The sequence below is a fragment of the Bacillus cereus group sp. Bce019 genome (assembly GCF_051781745.1).
GTDB classification, from domain to species: Bacteria; Bacillota; Bacilli; order Bacillales; family Bacillaceae_G; genus Bacillus_A; species Bacillus_A cereus.
Window position 1 is genome coordinate 19,430 of record NZ_JBPWJX010000029.1, and the last position, 16,066, is coordinate 35,495.

Below are 16,066 nucleotides of genomic sequence, written 5' to 3' on the forward strand. Positions count from 1 at the left end.
CGAAAAAAGAAAGTAGTGGTACAAGAATGAAATTGATAGTAGGACTTGGGAACCCAGGTAGAGAATATGAATTAACAAGGCATAATATTGGATTTATGGCCATTGATGAACTTGCAAAGCGTTGGAACATTTCTTTGAATGAACAAAAATTTAAAGGTGTATTTGGTGCAGGGTTTGTTAATGGAGAAAAGGTAATCTTATTAAAGCCGCTAACATACATGAATTTATCTGGGGAAAGTATTCGTCCACTCATGGATTATTATAAAATTGATGTTGAGGACTTCGTTGTTATGTATGACGATTTAGACATTCCTGTAGGTAAATTGCGTCTTCGCATGAAAGGTAGTGCCGGTGGACATAATGGTGTAAAGTCAACGATTTCGCACTTAGGAACACAAGAATTTCAACGTATCCGTATGGGAATTGATCGCCCGAAAAATGGAATGAAGGTAGTCGATTATGTATTAGGACGCTTTACATCTGAAGAGATTCCGGATGTTAACCATTCTATTGAAAAAGCAGCGGATGCATGTGAAGAGTGGCTAAATAAGCCTTTTCTTCAAATCATGAATACTTTCAATAGTTAAAAATGAGATTGGGAATATTTCTCTTTTGTTTTACCCATACTAGTAGTAATTGAATTTTTAGGAGGCTAGTATGGAAGGGTATTATTATTGCAGACACTGCGGAGGTAATGTAGGCTCCATTAACGCAGAAAAAGTATATAGCGACGTTTTATTTCAACTAACGGAGCAAGAAGTAGTAGAAATGATTCATTTTCATGAGAATGGAAATATATATATAAAAACGATTTGTGAATCGTGTCAAGAAACGCTCGCATCTTATCCTGAGTATTATGAGTATGAAAAATTTCTGCAATAAAATGTTGTCGCTTTGGCATGTCCAAAGCATTTTTCTGTTTTCTTTTTCCAAAATATTTGCATAAAATAGAATGACTTGCTCTTTATGTTGAGAGGAGTTTTAAAAATGATAGGTTTATTAGAGCAATTTTATAAAAATGAAGAGATACAATCGGTTATTAATGGGTTAGAAGATGGGTTAAAAGAACAACTTATATCAGGGATGGCAACGTCTTCTCGTTCATTATTAATGGCGGCTTTATATAAAAAAACAAAAAAATCACAATTAATCGTGACACATAACTTATACCAAGCACAAAAAGTACATGAAGATTTAGTGGCGTTACTTGGTGAAAAAGATGTGTGGTTATATCCAGTGAATGAACTGATAGCATCGGAAATTGGAGTTGCAAGTCCAGAATTGAAGGCGCAACGTATAGAAGTGTTAAATCGCTTGGCTGCGGGAGAGAATGGAATCATTGTAGCGCCAGTGGCAGGATTGCGTAGATTTTTACCAATAAAAGAATTGTGGAAGCAAAAGCAAGTTGAAATCAATCTAGGGCAAGAGGTTGATTTAGATGCGCTCTTGCATACTTTACATCATATTGGCTATGAACGTAAGTCGATGGTAGAAGCTCCAGGGGAGTTCAGTTTGCGTGGGGGAATATTAGATATTTATCCTTTAACTGAAGAACTACCATTTCGTATTGAATTCTTTGATACAGAAGTCGATTCTATTCGATTATTTGATGTGGATGAACAGCGTTCTCAAGGTAAAAAAGAAAGCGTTAGGTTTGGTCCGGCAACAGAGTTTTTATTTTCACAGGAAGAATTAAAATCAGGAATTCAGCATCTTGAAGAAGGCTTGACTAAGACGATGCAAAAACTTTCTGATGATAAACTAAAGACTAAAGTGCTTGAGACGGTAAGTCATGAAATTGAGGTGTTGAAAAACGGGCAAAGTATAGAACAGATGTTTAAATACTTATCTATTTTCTATAAAGAACCTGCTAGTCTGATAGATTATTTACCAGAAGATGGTGTTGTAATTTTAGATGAGATTTCCCGTATTCAAGAAACAGCATCACATCTTGAAACAGAAGAGGCGGAATGGTATATATCACTTCTTGGTGAAGGAACAATTATTCAAGATTTATCTTTCTCTCACCCATTCGAGGGGTTTCTTCATCATAAAAAAAGAAGTTTTGTATATTTAACGTTATTCTTGCGTCATATCGCACACACACATCCGCAAAATATTGTTAATGTAACATGTAAAACAATGCAAGATTTCCATGGACAGATGAATTTGTTAAAAACAGAAATTGATAGATGGAATGAAGGGCATTTTACGACTGTTGTACTCGGAACAGATGATGAACGTGTGAAAAAATTACAACATATTTTAAGTGATTATGATATTGAGGCAGATATTGTAGAAGGTACAGATATTTTATTGCCTGGAAGGTTACAAATTGCTGTAGGTGATTTACATGCAGGATTTGAAATGCCGATGCAAAAGCTTGTTGTCATTACTGAAAAGGAGCTTTTTCATAAGAAAGTTAAAAAATCACAACGTAAACAAAAGCTATCGAATGCTGAACGTATTAAAAGTTATTCGGAATTAAAAGTTGGAGATTATGTAGTTCATGTAAATCATGGTATAGGTAAATTTTTAGGTATTGAGACATTAGAGATTAATGGTGTTCATAAAGATTATTTAAATATTAAATATCAAGGTAATGATAAGCTATACGTTCCAATTGAACAAATTGATCAAGTTCAAAAATATGTAGGATCTGAAGGTAAGGATCCGAAAGTTTACAAATTAGGTGGGAATGATTGGAAAAAGGTTAAAACGAAAGTTGAAAAATCTGTACAAGACATTGCGGATGACCTAATTAAACTATATGCTGAGCGCGAAGCTTCAAAAGGCTATGCATATACGCCAGATACGGCAGAACAACAAGAGTTCGAATCATCTTTCCCATACCAAGAGACAGAGGATCAGTTACGTTCTATTGACGAGATTAAAAAAGATATGGAACGCGGACGCCCGATGGATAGGCTCCTTTGTGGTGATGTAGGGTATGGAAAGACTGAAGTGGCTATTCGTGCGGCATTTAAAGCGATTATGGATGAAAAACAAGTTGCAATTTTAGTACCGACAACGATTCTTGCGCAGCAACACTATGAAACAATTCGAGAGCGTTTTCAAGATTATCCAATCAATATAGGCTTATTAAGTAGATTCCGTACGAGGAAACAACAAAATGAAACAATTAAGGGCTTAAAGGATGGAACAGTAGATATTGTAATCGGAACACATCGTATTTTATCTAAAGATGTTACTTATAAAGATTTAGGGCTTCTTATTATTGATGAAGAACAAAGATTTGGTGTGACACATAAAGAAAAAATTAAACAATTGAAGGCGAATGTTGACGTATTAACATTAACGGCAACTCCGATTCCGCGGACGCTTCATATGTCTATGCTTGGTGTGCGCGACTTATCTGTTATTGAGACACCACCAGAAAATCGTTTCCCAGTCCAAACGTATGTAGTCGAGTATAATCCAGCGTTAATGCGAGAGGCGATAGAGCGAGAGCTTGCAAGAGGTGGTCAAGTTTACTTCCTATATAACCGTGTAGAGGATATTGAAAGAAAAGCAGATGAAATTTCGATGTTAGTTCCAGATGCCCGCGTAACGTACGCACATGGGAAAATGAACGAAAGCGAATTAGAGTCTGTTATGCTATCATTTTTAGAAGGACAGCATGATGTTCTTGTAAGTACAACAATTATTGAGACGGGTGTAGATATTCCGAATGTAAATACGTTAATTGTATTTGATGCAGATCGTATGGGATTATCACAGTTGTATCAGCTTCGTGGGCGTGTTGGACGTTCTAATCGTGTTGCATATGCATACTTTGCATATAAACGTGACAAAGTGCTGTCAGAGGTTGCAGAGAAGCGTCTACAAGCAATTAAAGAGTTCACGGAACTTGGATCTGGTTTCAAAATTGCGATGAGAGATTTATCTATTCGTGGAGCAGGTAATTTGTTAGGGGCAGAACAGCATGGATTTATTGATTCTGTCGGATTTGATCTATATTCTCAAATGTTAAAAGATGCAATTGAACAGCGTAGAGGAACAGATGGGGCTGAAAATATAGTTAATGTTGAAATTGACTTAGAGGTAGATGCATACTTACCAGATGCTTATATTTCAGATAGTAAGCAAAAAATTATGATGTATAAACAATTTAGAGGTGTTTCTGCAATTGAGGATATTGAAGAATTGCAGGAAGAAATGATCGATAGATTTGGCGATTATCCACAAGAAGTTGGTTATTTATTACAAATTGCAAATATTAAAGTGTTGGCAATGAAAGAACAAATTGAATTAATTAAGCAGAATAAATTTGAAGTAACATTCCTGTTTTCTGAACAAGCAAGTCAAAATATTGATGGTGGAAAATTATTCATGCTCGGAAATAGTTTTGGACGTATGATCGGTTTAGGAATGGAAGGATCACAATTGAAAATTGTTATGAAAACAAATGGCCTAGAGACATCGAAGTGGTTAACGATTGCTGAAAATTTATTAAAAGGCTTACCAGATGTAAAAAAAGAAGTAATAAATGCCTAAAATAAGATAAAAAAATACAATTCGACGTGCATAGAAGAACTAATGTGTAAAATACTATATCTAACAGTTGGTGATTTTTACATGAACAGGTAAATTCACCACTTTGATCATCAGTAGAAAGTGAGGCAGCATTAGAATGAAAGCAACTGGAATCGTACGTCGAATTGATGATTTAGGCAGGGTCGTAATCCCGAAGGAAATTCGTAGAACTTTACGTATTCGAGAAGGAGACCCACTAGAAATATTTGTTGATCGCGATGGAGAGGTAATTTTAAAGAAGTATTCTCCAATTAGTGAGCTAGGTGATTTTGCGAAAGAATATGCTGATGCTTTATATGACAGCTTAGGACATAATGTGCTTGTGTGTGATCGAGATTCTATCATCGCAGTATCAGGCGTATCGAAAAAAGAATACTTAAATAAAAGTGTTGGCGATCTAATTGAAAAAACGATGGAAGAACGAAAGTCTGTTATTATGACGGATGAAAGTGATATTTCCATTATTGATGGTGTAACAGAAAAGGTTCATTCTTATACAGTTGGACCGATTGTTGCAAACGGAGATCCGATTGGAGCCGTCATTATTTTTTCAAAAGAAGCCATTATAAGCGAGATCGAGCATAAAGCGGTTAATACTGCTGCCAGTTTCTTAGCGAAACAAATGGAACAGTAAGGGTATATTGATTTTAGAAGTAGCAATCTTTCCTAATTATGATCTTTCTTTTTGAGAAATCAATTATTTGGAGATATATGTATATTGAATGAAGGTAGCACTTTGCTACCTTTTTTCGTTGAATATTTTTAACATTTAGGAACTCATTATTACCCGTGTTGGTAAGGGAGTTTGTTCTTTTCTTTATGATATAATACGAGAGGTGAGAATAGAAAAAGGAGTTTTCTTGTATGGAAGCGAAGAAGTATCAAGCCTTTTGGCGTGGGGCTATTATATTAACGATTGCAAGTTTCGTTACAAAAGTATTAAGCGCTTTTTACCGTATTCCATATCAAAATATAGCGGGGGATATTGGGTTTTATATTTACCAACAAATTTACCCATTTTATGGATTTTGTTTAATTTTAGCTACTTATGGATTTCCTGTTATCATTTCGAAAATGGTTGCAGAACGACTAGAGCGGGGAAAACAAAAAGAAGCAGAAGAAATTATTTGTGTATCTTTTTGGTTCTTATTAGGAATTGGTTTTATAGGCTTCTTTACATTGTTTTTTGGGGCCGAAACAATTGCGGTAGCTATGGGCGATATACACTTAGATAAGTTACTACGTGTTATTTCATTTTCATTCTTATTGATGCCATTTTTGTCTGTAGCAAGAGGGTATTTTCAAGGATTTAATAATATGATGCCAACGGCTGTTTCGCAAGTAATAGAACAAACAATTCGAGTTTCTATTATTGTGTTTTTATCACTATTCCTAATTGCTCACGGATTTGATTTATATACAGTTGGTGCAGGGGCTATGTTAGGCTCAATTGCGGGTGGACTTATTGGGATTATTGTACTTATATTGTATATGCGTCAAGATTTTCGTTCTATATTCTTCAAAAGTGCAGCGAGAATTAAGGGTAAAAGGAAGATAGTTAAAATCCTTTTTTGGCAGGGGTTAGCGATTTGTGTTAGTAATTTAGTGCTTATTTTTATACAGATGGCTGATTCAGTGTCCTTTTACAGCTTACTTATTGGTGCGGGAGAACAGGCTGAAAATGCAAAGGTATTAAAGGGTGTTTATGATAGAAGTATTCCGCTAATGCAATTAGGTACTGTTGTGACGACTTCTTTCTCGTTGTCACTTATTCCGATTATTACAGCGGCGAAGGAAAGAGGAGATCTTTCCTTTATTCAAGAAAAGGTAAAGTTAGCAATGAAAATAACATTTGTTATTGGACTTGCAGCAGCTATTGGACTAACTTGTATTATTCAACCTACCAATATTATGTTGTTTGAAAACAGTGATGGATCAGATGTTTTATCTATTTTATCGTTATCTATTTTATTTAGTTCATTGTCAATTACGACAGCTTCTATTTTACAAGGATTAGGGCAAACGTTTAAGCCAGCGTTATTTGTTGTATTTGGAGGTTGCTTAAAGTTAGCGTTAAATTATATATTCATGCCTTATTTTGGTGTGAAAGGTGCAGCTTTTGCGACTTTATGTGCGTTAATTATAATCTCTGGATTAAATAGTTTGTTGCTTACGAGAGCTGTATCAGGGGCACTTATCAATAAGCGAAATATGTTAGGGATAGTAATTAGTGGTATCTGTATGGGGTTTGTATTAATGATGTTCACACGTGTGTTACAGATGTCTGGATTAGTAATTAATACGGAACATAGAGGAAGCGCGACGCTTGAAGCGTTGTTAGGTGTAGCCATCGGCGGATTGACATATATGTTTTTTATTTTGAAATTACGTGTATTTACAAAAAAAGAATTAGGAACCGTTATGAAACAAGAGAAAAAAGAAGGTTCATTGAAGAAGAGTGGATAGAGGTGACTGGTTGTGAGTGGAATCATTACTATTTTAGGTTTAGGAGCTGGTGAATTAGATCAGCTAACGATGGGTGTATATCGAAAAATAAAAGAAGCAGACCATCTGTTTGTTAGAACGAAGGAACATCCAGTTATAGAAGAATTGGAGAAAGAAGGCGTACAATATACGTCTTTTGATGCTGTATATGAAGCGCATGATACGTTTGAAATTGTATATGAAACAATTGCGAATAAATTGCTAGAACAAGCTGAAGGTACAGAAATTATCTATGCTGTTCCCGGGCATCCACTTGTAGCAGAAAGAACAGTTCAGCTGCTGTTAGAAAAAGGAGAAGTTTCAAATGTTGAAGTGCGAATTGAGGGTGGACAAAGTTTCCTTGATCCTATGTTTGCAAGTCTAAAGATTGATCCGATTGAAGGATTCCAATTACTTGATGCTACATCATTTGAAAGAGGGCAATTAGAACTGCGTCAACATTTAATCTTTTGCCAAGTATATGATGCATTCGTTGCATCTGATGTGAAATTAACATTAATGGAGATGTTACCAGATGATTATGAAGTGTATATCGTAACAGCTGCAGGAACTTCATTTGAACAAGTAAAGAAGGTACCGTTGTACATGTTAGATCATGAAACGGAATTGAATAATTTAACGAGTGTGTACGTGCCGCCAGTTCAGGAGCGTGCGTCCTTGTATCAACAGTTTGATGTTCTTAGAGAAATTATTGCGGAACTTCGTGGTCCAAATGGTTGTCCGTGGGATAAAAAGCAAACACATCAATCATTAAAGAAATATTTAATTGAGGAAGCTTATGAAGTGTTGGAAGCAATCGATGAAGAGGATGATGATCACTTAGTAGAAGAATTAGGTGATATATTATTACAAGTTATGCTTCATGCTCAAATCGGAGAAGATGAAGGTTGGTTCTCTATAGATGATATCATTCGAGCTCTATCTGAGAAAATGGTTCGTCGCCATCCGCATGTGTTTGGAAATACGGATGTAAACAGCGCTGATGAAGTGATTGCAAATTGGGAAGAAATTAAAAAACAAGAAAAAGGATTCGTGAAAGAATCTGTTTTAAATGGCGTTCCCAAAAGTTTGCCACAGTTACTACGCGCCTATGAAATTCAGAAGAAAGCTGGTAAGGTTGGATTTGATTGGGTTGATGTGCAACCGATGATAGAGAAAGCTTTGGAAGAATGGCAAGAGTTCCAACAAGAGGTTACAAATATGGATGAGGAAAAGATGCTGGGTGAGTTTGGTGATTTACTATTTGCATTTGTTAATATAGCTCGTCATTACAAAATAGATCCAGAAGAGGCGTTACGTTCAACTAATGAGAAATTTACTGGTCGTTTTTTATACATGGAGGCAAAAGTAGCTGAAATGAATAAAGAGATGAAAGATTTATCATTAGAACAGTTAGATGTTTTATGGGAAGAAGCGAAACAAACAGAGCGTTAATAGGGGGATTTGATATGCGTCTAGATAAGTTTTTAAAAGTATCACGTTTAATTAAAAGAAGAACATTAGCGAAAGAAGTAGCTGATCAAGGAAGAATATCTATTAATGGTCAAGTGGCAAAAGCGAGTTCTGATGTGAAAGTAGCTGATGAATTAACAATTCGTTTTGGTCAAAAAATAGTGACTGTAAAAATAAATGAATTAAAAGAAACAACTAAAAAAGAAGATGCAGCAAATATGTATAGCTTAGTTCGTGAAGAAAAAGTAAAAGCGGAAGAAGGCTTGTTCTAAAATCATGTATCCCCTCATACATTACTATTAGCTAGTAAAAACCTATGGGGGGATTTACGTGAATAATGGTTACTCACCTACGTCTTCTAATCAACAAAATGTTTCTGTAGAGCATGACATTATTATGCGTGGCAGGCGTATAATTGATATTACCGGTGTGAAGCAGGTAGAGAGTTTTGATAGCGAAGAGTTTTTACTAGAGACCGTAATGGGTTTTTTAACGATTCGTGGTCAAAATTTACAAATGAAAAATTTAGATGTGGAAAAAGGTATTGTGTCGATTAAAGGGAAAGTTAATGAGATGCTGTATATCGATGAAAATCAAGGGGAAAAAACTAAAGGTTTCTTTAGTAAGTTGTTTAAATGAGCTTAACAATTCAGTTGTATACAATGCTTTCAATGATTGGAATGGGTGCTTGGATTGGAGCGTCTTTAGATACATATCAACGTTTTTTAAAGCGCCAAGAACGTAAACGTTGGCTTGTATTTATACATGATATATTATTTTGGATTGTCCAAGCATTATTCGTCTTTTATGTATTGCTTCTCGTAAATGAAGCTGAGCTACGTATATATGTGTTTTTGGCATTATTATGTGGTTTTGCGGCATATCAAAGCTTATTGAAGGCACTATACATGAAGCTGTTAAATTTTCTCATCTATATTTTTATGCAAACAACATATTTTTTTGTTCGAATTATACAGCTACTCATGATAAAACCTGTTATTATTATAGCGCAGCTATTTATTGCATTTATATTATTCTTATTTCGTATACTGCTTTCAATTGGACATGTGTTATGGAAAATGGTGATTTGGATATTACTTTTCATATGGAAAGTTTTTTTCTGGCCTGTTCGATTTATTGCTTCGCTCATATGGAAACTTCTCCCTAATCGTGTTAAACTTTTTATAGTGAAACATATAGGGTTCCTGCAATATATAGCAAAATTGAAGGGACATATCTTCCAACTATGGGAGCATATAAAAAAGAAGTTAGGGGGACCTCGGAAATGAGGGAACTGAGACAAAGAACAATCGAAAAACAGAGTCCAAATCCTGTTAAAGAGCATATAATACAAACGGATGAGAACAGGAAGCGACTTTATCGCCGTTTAGCGGTTTTTCTTGTCTTTACTTTTACAATTATTGCGAGTATTAGTGTAACGTTTTATCAACAAAACAGTTCCATTAAAGCAAAAGAAGCAAAAGTTAAGGACATGAAAAAAGAACTGGATTCATTAACGAATAAAGAAAAAAGTCTAAAAGACGAAGTTCAAAAGTTAAATGATGAAGAGTACGTATTAAAGATTGCTAGAAGGGATTATTTCTTCTCTGGTAAAGGGGAGATAATTTTTCCTGTTTCTAAGTAGAGTATGTCTTATTGACACTATATTTTAGGATTATATATAATAAAGTAAAATTTGACTTTTTAACCACTAAGGAGGAGCATTTTTTTTATGTCAATCGAGGTAGGCAGCAAGTTACAGGGTAAAGTAACAGGTATTACAAATTTTGGGGCTTTTGTGGAGCTGCCAGAGGGCTTAACGGGTCTTGTTCATATTAGTGAAGTTGCTGATAACTATGTAAAAGATATTAACGATCACTTAAAAGTGGGCGACCAAGTAGAAGTAAAAGTTATTAATGTTGAAAAAGATGGAAAGATTGGTTTATCTATCAAAAAAGCGAAAGAACGTGAAAAAACAGAAGGAGATCGTCCACGTGGTGAATACCAACGCGGTGGTGATCAACAACGTTCTGGACGTCCACAACGTAATAATCGCTCTTTCAACAGAGATAATCGCGGTGGCGGTAACGACCGAGCTCCGAAAGAAACATTTGAGCAAAAGATGGCACGCTTCTTAAAAGATAGCGAAGATCGCTTAACTTCTTTAAAGCGTAACACAGAGTCTAAACGTGGTGGCCGTGGCGCGCGTCGCGGATAATAAGGACGTTTAGTTTTTAACATATAGAGAGGTACCCAGAGTGATGGCTCAGGGTGCTTTTTTATATGTAAAAATATATTTTTAAAAAAGTTTTTGAGATGTGTTGACTTTAATTAGTATCTGATGTAAGATACTAATTGTCCGTTAAATAAGACGACATGGCGGTGTAGCTCAGCTGGCTAGAGCGTACGGTTCATACCCGTGAGGTCGGGGGTTCGATCCCCTCCGCCGCTATATTTAATTTAACGGCCCGTTGGTCAAGTGGTTAAGACACCGCCCTTTCACGGCGGTAACACGGGTTCGAATCCCGTACGGGTCATCTAAAAAGATCATGCAAATTTGCATGATCTTTTTTTGTTAAATAAATGAAGATATACAACAATTCTACAAAATCACCCTATATTTTCTGAATATTTAATTAAAATCCCGAAAATAACTTACATACCGTGTATATCTGTAGAGTTATTTCGAATAAAAAGTCGAACGATTATAAAAGTGAAAACTGTTGTTTTGACAAAAAAACCAACAATCATCTTTTATAATGACAGTAATTAAACTATGCAGGTGGTGTTAAAAATATGCCTAAAGCAGGAAGGAATACTATGAATACAAGTGCATTGGCAATGAATGAGAGTCAGCTTGGTGGAATAAAGTGGACGAGTAAGTTGCGAATGAAATTTGAGCAAGTTTTCTTTAGATGGGGATTTATTATTGTTGTTATTGGTTTTCTTTTGGGACGAGCATATATATTAACAAATATTTTACCGTTTGCACTGCCATTTTTTGCTGCTGTTTATGTTATGAAGCGGGATAAGATGCCGCTAGCATTTTTAGCTCTAATGGGAGGAGCTCTTTCAGTATCGATAGATAATTTGTTTTTTACCTTTGCATCTATCTTTACCTTCTTCATTTATAATATCTTCTTTAGTCGATTTACACGTAAAACTGTTGGACTTGTTCCATTTCAAGTATTTATCTCCGCATTAACCGCACACTTAGTTGTTGTATATTTTGCGCAACAAACTGTCACCATGTACGATTTACTCGTTAGTACCATTGAGGCTGGGCTTAGTTTCGTATTAACTATGATATTTTTACAAAGTGTCCCACTTTTAGTGGAAAGGAAAGGAAAACAACAGGCATTAGAGACGGAAGAAATTGTTTGTTTGATTATATTACTAGCATCTGTTTTAACGGGTACAACAGATTGGTTTGTATATGATGCTTCTATTCAACATATTTTTACAAGGTATTTAGTGCTAGTATTTGCATTTATTGCGGGTGCTGCCACAGGATCTACAGTGGGGGTTGTAACAGGACTAATATTAAGTTTAGCAAATGTGTCTAGCTTGTCTCAGCTTAGCCTTCTTGCTTTTTCTGGATTGCTTGGTGGATTGTTAAAAGAAGGAAAGCGTTTAGGTGTTAGTTTAGGTTTATTAATTGGGACAAGCTTAATTACATTATATGTAGACAAACAGACAAATATTGTAACAACTTTAATTGAGTCAGGTGTAGCGATTGTTATCTTCTTATTAACACCGAAGCTTGTTTTGGATCGTATTGCTAAATTTATGCCAGGTACACAAGAGCATTCGCAAGATCAACAACAATATTTAAGAAGGATGCGTGATGTTACAGCAAATAAAATCAACCAATTTGCAAATGTATTTGCTGCTTTATCTAATAGCTTTTCTGTATATGGGTATGTAGAGGAAGAAGATAAAGAGACAGAAGCAGATTTGTTTTTGAGTACAATTACTGCGAAAACATGTCAAACATGCTTTAAAAAGGATCAATGCTGGGTAGTGAATTTTGATAAAACGTACGATTATATGAAACAAATAATGAATGAAACGGAAGAAGGAACCCTGCAACATAATCGTAAATTAGTTCGTGAGTGGGACAAGCATTGTGTGAGAGGGAAAAAAGTGACGGATTTAGTAGCCGGTGAATTAGATCACTTCTATGAGGGACAAAAGTTACGAAAACAAATGAAGGAAAATCGTAGAATAGTAGCGGAGCAACTATTAGGTGTATCAAAGGTTATGGAGGATTTTGCTAAGGAGATACAACGAGAGCGTGAAAATCATCAAGTGCAGGAAGAACAGATTATGCAAGCGTTTCGAGATTTTGGTGTCGAAGTAGAGCATGTTGATATTTATTGTTTAGATAGAGGAAGTATTGATATTGAAATGTTAATTCCAGTTGCATCTAATGAACATGGTGAGTGTGAAAAGTTAGTTGCACCGATGCTTTCAGATATCCTTAAAGAAAATATTGTCGTTAAACATGAAGAAAAGTCTTCTTATCCAAATGGCCATAGTTTAATATCATTTGGTTCGGCGAAGACGTATTCTCTTGATACAGGATTGGCTACAGCTGCAAAAGGCGGTGGATTTGTTTCGGGTGACTCTTATGCGATGATGGATTTAAGTGTTGGTAAATATGCACTTGCGATTAGTGATGGTATGGGTAATGGGCAAAGAGCTCATATGGAAAGTAAGGAAACGGTGAAATTATTACAAAAAATACTCCAATCAGGCATTGATGAAGAAATAGCAATTAAGTCTATCAATTCAATTCTTTCTTTGAGAACGACAGAAGAAATGTTTACGACATTAGATTTAGCTATGGTAGATTTGCGGGATGCGAGTGCAAGGTTTTTAAAGATTGGATCGACGCCGAGTTTTGTTAAACGCGCAAATAATATTTTGAAAATTGAAGCAAGTAATTTGCCGATGGGAATCATCGAAGATGTTGAAGTTGATGTGGTGGGTGAACAATTAAAAACGGGCGATATTCTTATTATGATGAGCGATGGGATTTTTGAAGGAGCACAGCATGTGGAGAATCATGAATTGTGGATGAAACGAAAAATTAAAGAATTGCAAACCGAAGACCCGCAAGAAATTGCTGATATCATTATGGAAGAAGTGATTCGCTCTTGTGATGGTTATATAAATGATGATATGACTATTGTAGTGGCAAAAGTGAAGAAAAATATGCCGAAGTGGGCTACGATTCCGATTGTAGGAATGCAGGCGCAGTAAAATGTAAGTGGAATGTTTATCTATAATTTGATTTTAAAAACCTAGGTGAAATACCTAGGTTTTTTTGTGGGAAAAGGTAATGTTATTAATTTTTTGAATATACACGGAGGATGTAAGATAAAAATGTAATTTTTGTATATCTTTTTTTTGCACAATGTTTGTAAAAGTTGTACCATTGTAGACAAGGCGACTAAGGTTGCTGTTCTTGTTTAATGAAAGGTGATTGCGAAGTTGAAAGATACATTTGTTGAAAAAGTAGATGACTTTGTAAAGCAGCATGATGTATTAAAGAATGATTCAACAATTGTTGTGGGAGTTTCTGGTGGCCCTGACTCGTTAGCGCTTTTATATTATTTATTAGAAAAAAGAGCGGAAAAACAGTTGGAAATTGTAGTTGCTCATGTGGATCATATGTTTAGAGGTGATGAATCTTATGAGGATTTACAGTTTGTGCAGGGCCTTTGTGAAGAACTGGGAATTATTTGTGAAACGATAAGGATTAATGTATCACAATATCAACAGCAATACGGAATGAATGCACAGGTTGCTGCGAGAGAATGCAGATATGCATTTTTGGAAAGAATAATGAAGAAATATGATGCGAGATATGTTGCTCTTGGACATCATGGAGATGATCAAGTCGAGACAATTTTAATGCGTCTTGTAAGAGGGAGTACTCCGAAAGGATATGCAGGAATTGCAGTGAAGCGTCCTTTTCATAATGGATATTTAATTAGGCCGTTACTTGGCGTAACGAAGGAAGAAATTGTTGATTACTGTAATAAGCTAAATTTAATGCCACGTATAGATCCGAGTAATAAAAAGGAAGTATATACAAGGAATCGATTACGTAAATATGTCCTTCCTCATTTGAAAGAAGAAAATCCACAAATGCATGAGAAATTCCAAAAATTTAGCGTGCAGATGCAAGAGGATGAGGCTTATTTGCAGGAATTAGCTTTTGAGAAAATGAATAAAGTAATTACAAAAAAAAGTGATAAACAAATTAGCTTATCAATTCCTGCCTTTGAATCCATGTCTATGCCTTTACAAAGAAGAGGGATTCAACTAATATTAAACTATCTTTATGAATATAAGATTCCATCTTCTCTTTCTTCTATACATATTGACAAGTTGATTGAGTTTTTTAAGCGGACACAACCTTCAGGTTCACTTGATTTTCCAGGTGATTTGAAAATTGTTCGTTCATACGAGGAGTGTAGCTTTAGATTTAAACAAGAAATTGTCTCTCCTTTTTCACAAGATTTATCAGTACCCGGGACCATTACGCTATTGAACGGGGATGAATTTGTAACAGAGGTGAGCGAAGATATACCAAGTAACATGAATGAAACAGTATTTGTTGCTAAGTATAATGATATATCATATCCACTTCGTATTCGTTCTAGAGAAAATGGAGATCGCATGTCAATACAAGGTATGAATGGCACGAAAAAGATAAAAGCTATTTTTATCGAAGCGAAAGTACCGAAAGAAAAAAGAGAAGAATGGCCGGTCGTTTGTGATGCAAGTGGGACTATTATTTGGGTACCCTTGTTGAAACGATCTGCATTTGCAATTTCGAAAGAGATGGCAAAGAAGGATAAATATATGATTATTCACTACAAAAGCAAGGAGTCTTCCGGGAGGATAATGAAATGATGAATCAAGATATCGAAAAAGTATTAATTTCTGAAGAGCAAATACAAGAAAAGGTGCGCGAACTAGGTGCAATTATTGCAGAGGATTATAAAAACACAGTACCTCTTGCAATTGGTGTATTAAAAGGCGCAATGCCATTCATGGCAGATTTATTAAAGAGAACAGATACATATCTTGAAATGGATTTTATGGCTGTATCTAGTTACGGTCACTCTACAGTTTCAACAGGCGAAGTGAAAATTTTAAAAGATCTTGATACTTCTGTAGAAGGTCGCGATATTTTAATCGTCGAAGATATTATTGATAGTGGTCTTACACTAAGCTACTTAGTAGACTTATTCAAATATCGTAAAGCGAAGTCTGTAAAAATTGTTACATTATTAGATAAGCCAACAGGCCGTAAGGTTGATCTGAAAGCGGATTATGTTGGATTTACTGTTCCACATGAATTTGTAGTAGGGTATGGATTAGATTATAAAGAGCAATACCGTAATCTTCCTTATGTAGGCGTATTAAAACCAAGCGTTTACTCAAATTAATTAAATATAGGCTTCACAATTGTATAGGAAAGTTTTTCTATGTTACGATTTACTATAGTGTTTATGCCGTGAGAGGAGGTTAG

Annotated in this window: 14 protein-coding genes and 2 tRNA genes; all 16 read left to right on the plus strand. The window is 35.3% G+C overall.

Features of this window, described 5'->3' with window-relative positions; translation table 11 throughout:
* Positions 1-26 precede the first annotated feature (26 nt).
* The 16 genes from pth (at position 27) to hpt (ending at position 15,983) form a co-directional block, all read left to right on the plus strand.
* On the plus strand, positions 27-587 hold the full coding sequence (pth, locus tag ACS2QP_RS25385; protein WP_000767702.1) for an aminoacyl-tRNA hydrolase: 561 nt from the start codon (positions 27-29) through the stop codon (positions 585-587).
* Positions 588-657: 70 nt separating this feature from the next.
* Positions 658-882 (plus strand): anti-sigma-F factor Fin family protein, encoded by a 225-nt coding sequence (locus tag ACS2QP_RS25390; protein ID WP_000399438.1) that lies wholly within the window; start codon positions 658-660, stop codon positions 880-882.
* A gap of 105 nt (positions 883-987) precedes the next feature.
* Positions 988-4,518 (plus strand): transcription-repair coupling factor, encoded by a 3,531-nt coding sequence (mfd, locus tag ACS2QP_RS25395; protein WP_438882961.1) that lies wholly within the window; start codon positions 988-990, stop codon positions 4,516-4,518.
* Positions 4,519-4,654: 136 nt separating this feature from the next.
* Positions 4,655-5,191, plus strand: coding sequence for a stage V sporulation protein T (gene spoVT / locus ACS2QP_RS25400; protein WP_000648302.1), 537 nt, complete (start codon positions 4,655-4,657; stop codon positions 5,189-5,191).
* A gap of 230 nt (positions 5,192-5,421) precedes the next feature.
* Complete coding sequence (locus ACS2QP_RS25405) at positions 5,422-7,023, plus strand: putative polysaccharide biosynthesis protein (protein WP_410980029.1); 1,602 nt, start codon at positions 5,422-5,424, stop codon at positions 7,021-7,023.
* 12 nt (positions 7,024-7,035) lie between these two features.
* Positions 7,036-8,496, plus strand: a complete 1,461-nt coding sequence (gene mazG / locus ACS2QP_RS25410) for a nucleoside triphosphate pyrophosphohydrolase (protein ID WP_326235422.1) — start codon at positions 7,036-7,038, stop codon at positions 8,494-8,496.
* 14 nt (positions 8,497-8,510) lie between these two features.
* The gene (locus ACS2QP_RS25415; RefSeq protein WP_001234876.1) at positions 8,511-8,786 is read left to right on the plus strand and encodes an RNA-binding S4 domain-containing protein; all 276 of its coding nucleotides are present in this window, start codon (positions 8,511-8,513) and stop codon (positions 8,784-8,786) included.
* A 58-nt stretch (positions 8,787-8,844) separates the two neighbouring features.
* Positions 8,845-9,153 carry a sporulation protein YabP gene (gene yabP / locus ACS2QP_RS25420; protein ID WP_001059104.1) on the plus strand — a complete coding sequence of 103 codons (309 nt, stop codon included), beginning with the start codon at positions 8,845-8,847 and terminating at the stop codon, positions 9,151-9,153.
* Positions 9,150-9,803, plus strand: coding sequence for a spore cortex biosynthesis protein YabQ (gene yabQ, locus ACS2QP_RS25425; RefSeq protein ID WP_000059772.1), 654 nt, complete (start codon positions 9,150-9,152; stop codon positions 9,801-9,803). Before yabP ends, yabQ begins: the two co-directional genes overlap by 4 nt.
* Positions 9,800-10,159 carry a cell division protein DivIC gene (divIC, locus tag ACS2QP_RS25430; protein WP_001208739.1) on the plus strand — a complete coding sequence of 120 codons (360 nt, stop codon included), beginning with the start codon at positions 9,800-9,802 and terminating at the stop codon, positions 10,157-10,159. The genes yabQ and divIC overlap by 4 nt, the downstream gene beginning before the upstream one ends.
* A gap of 87 nt (positions 10,160-10,246) precedes the next feature.
* Positions 10,247-10,732, plus strand: a complete 486-nt coding sequence (locus tag ACS2QP_RS25435) for a S1 domain-containing RNA-binding protein (RefSeq protein WP_000021451.1) — start codon at positions 10,247-10,249, stop codon at positions 10,730-10,732.
* A 160-nt stretch (positions 10,733-10,892) separates the two neighbouring features.
* A tRNA-Met gene (locus ACS2QP_RS25440) sits at positions 10,893-10,966 on the plus strand.
* Positions 10,967-10,979: 13 nt separating this feature from the next.
* Positions 10,980-11,051, plus strand: a tRNA-Glu gene (locus tag ACS2QP_RS25445).
* 259 nt (positions 11,052-11,310) lie between these two features.
* Positions 11,311-13,782 carry a stage II sporulation protein E gene (gene spoIIE, locus ACS2QP_RS25450; RefSeq protein WP_001123552.1) on the plus strand — a complete coding sequence of 824 codons (2,472 nt, stop codon included), beginning with the start codon at positions 11,311-11,313 and terminating at the stop codon, positions 13,780-13,782.
* Between the two features lie 231 nt (positions 13,783-14,013).
* Positions 14,014-15,444 carry a tRNA lysidine(34) synthetase TilS gene (gene tilS / locus ACS2QP_RS25455; protein WP_153582601.1) on the plus strand — a complete coding sequence of 477 codons (1,431 nt, stop codon included), beginning with the start codon at positions 14,014-14,016 and terminating at the stop codon, positions 15,442-15,444.
* Positions 15,441-15,983, plus strand: coding sequence for a hypoxanthine phosphoribosyltransferase (hpt, locus tag ACS2QP_RS25460; RefSeq protein WP_000981842.1), 543 nt, complete (start codon positions 15,441-15,443; stop codon positions 15,981-15,983). The genes tilS and hpt overlap by 4 nt, the downstream gene beginning before the upstream one ends.
* Positions 15,984-16,066 lie beyond the last annotated feature (83 nt).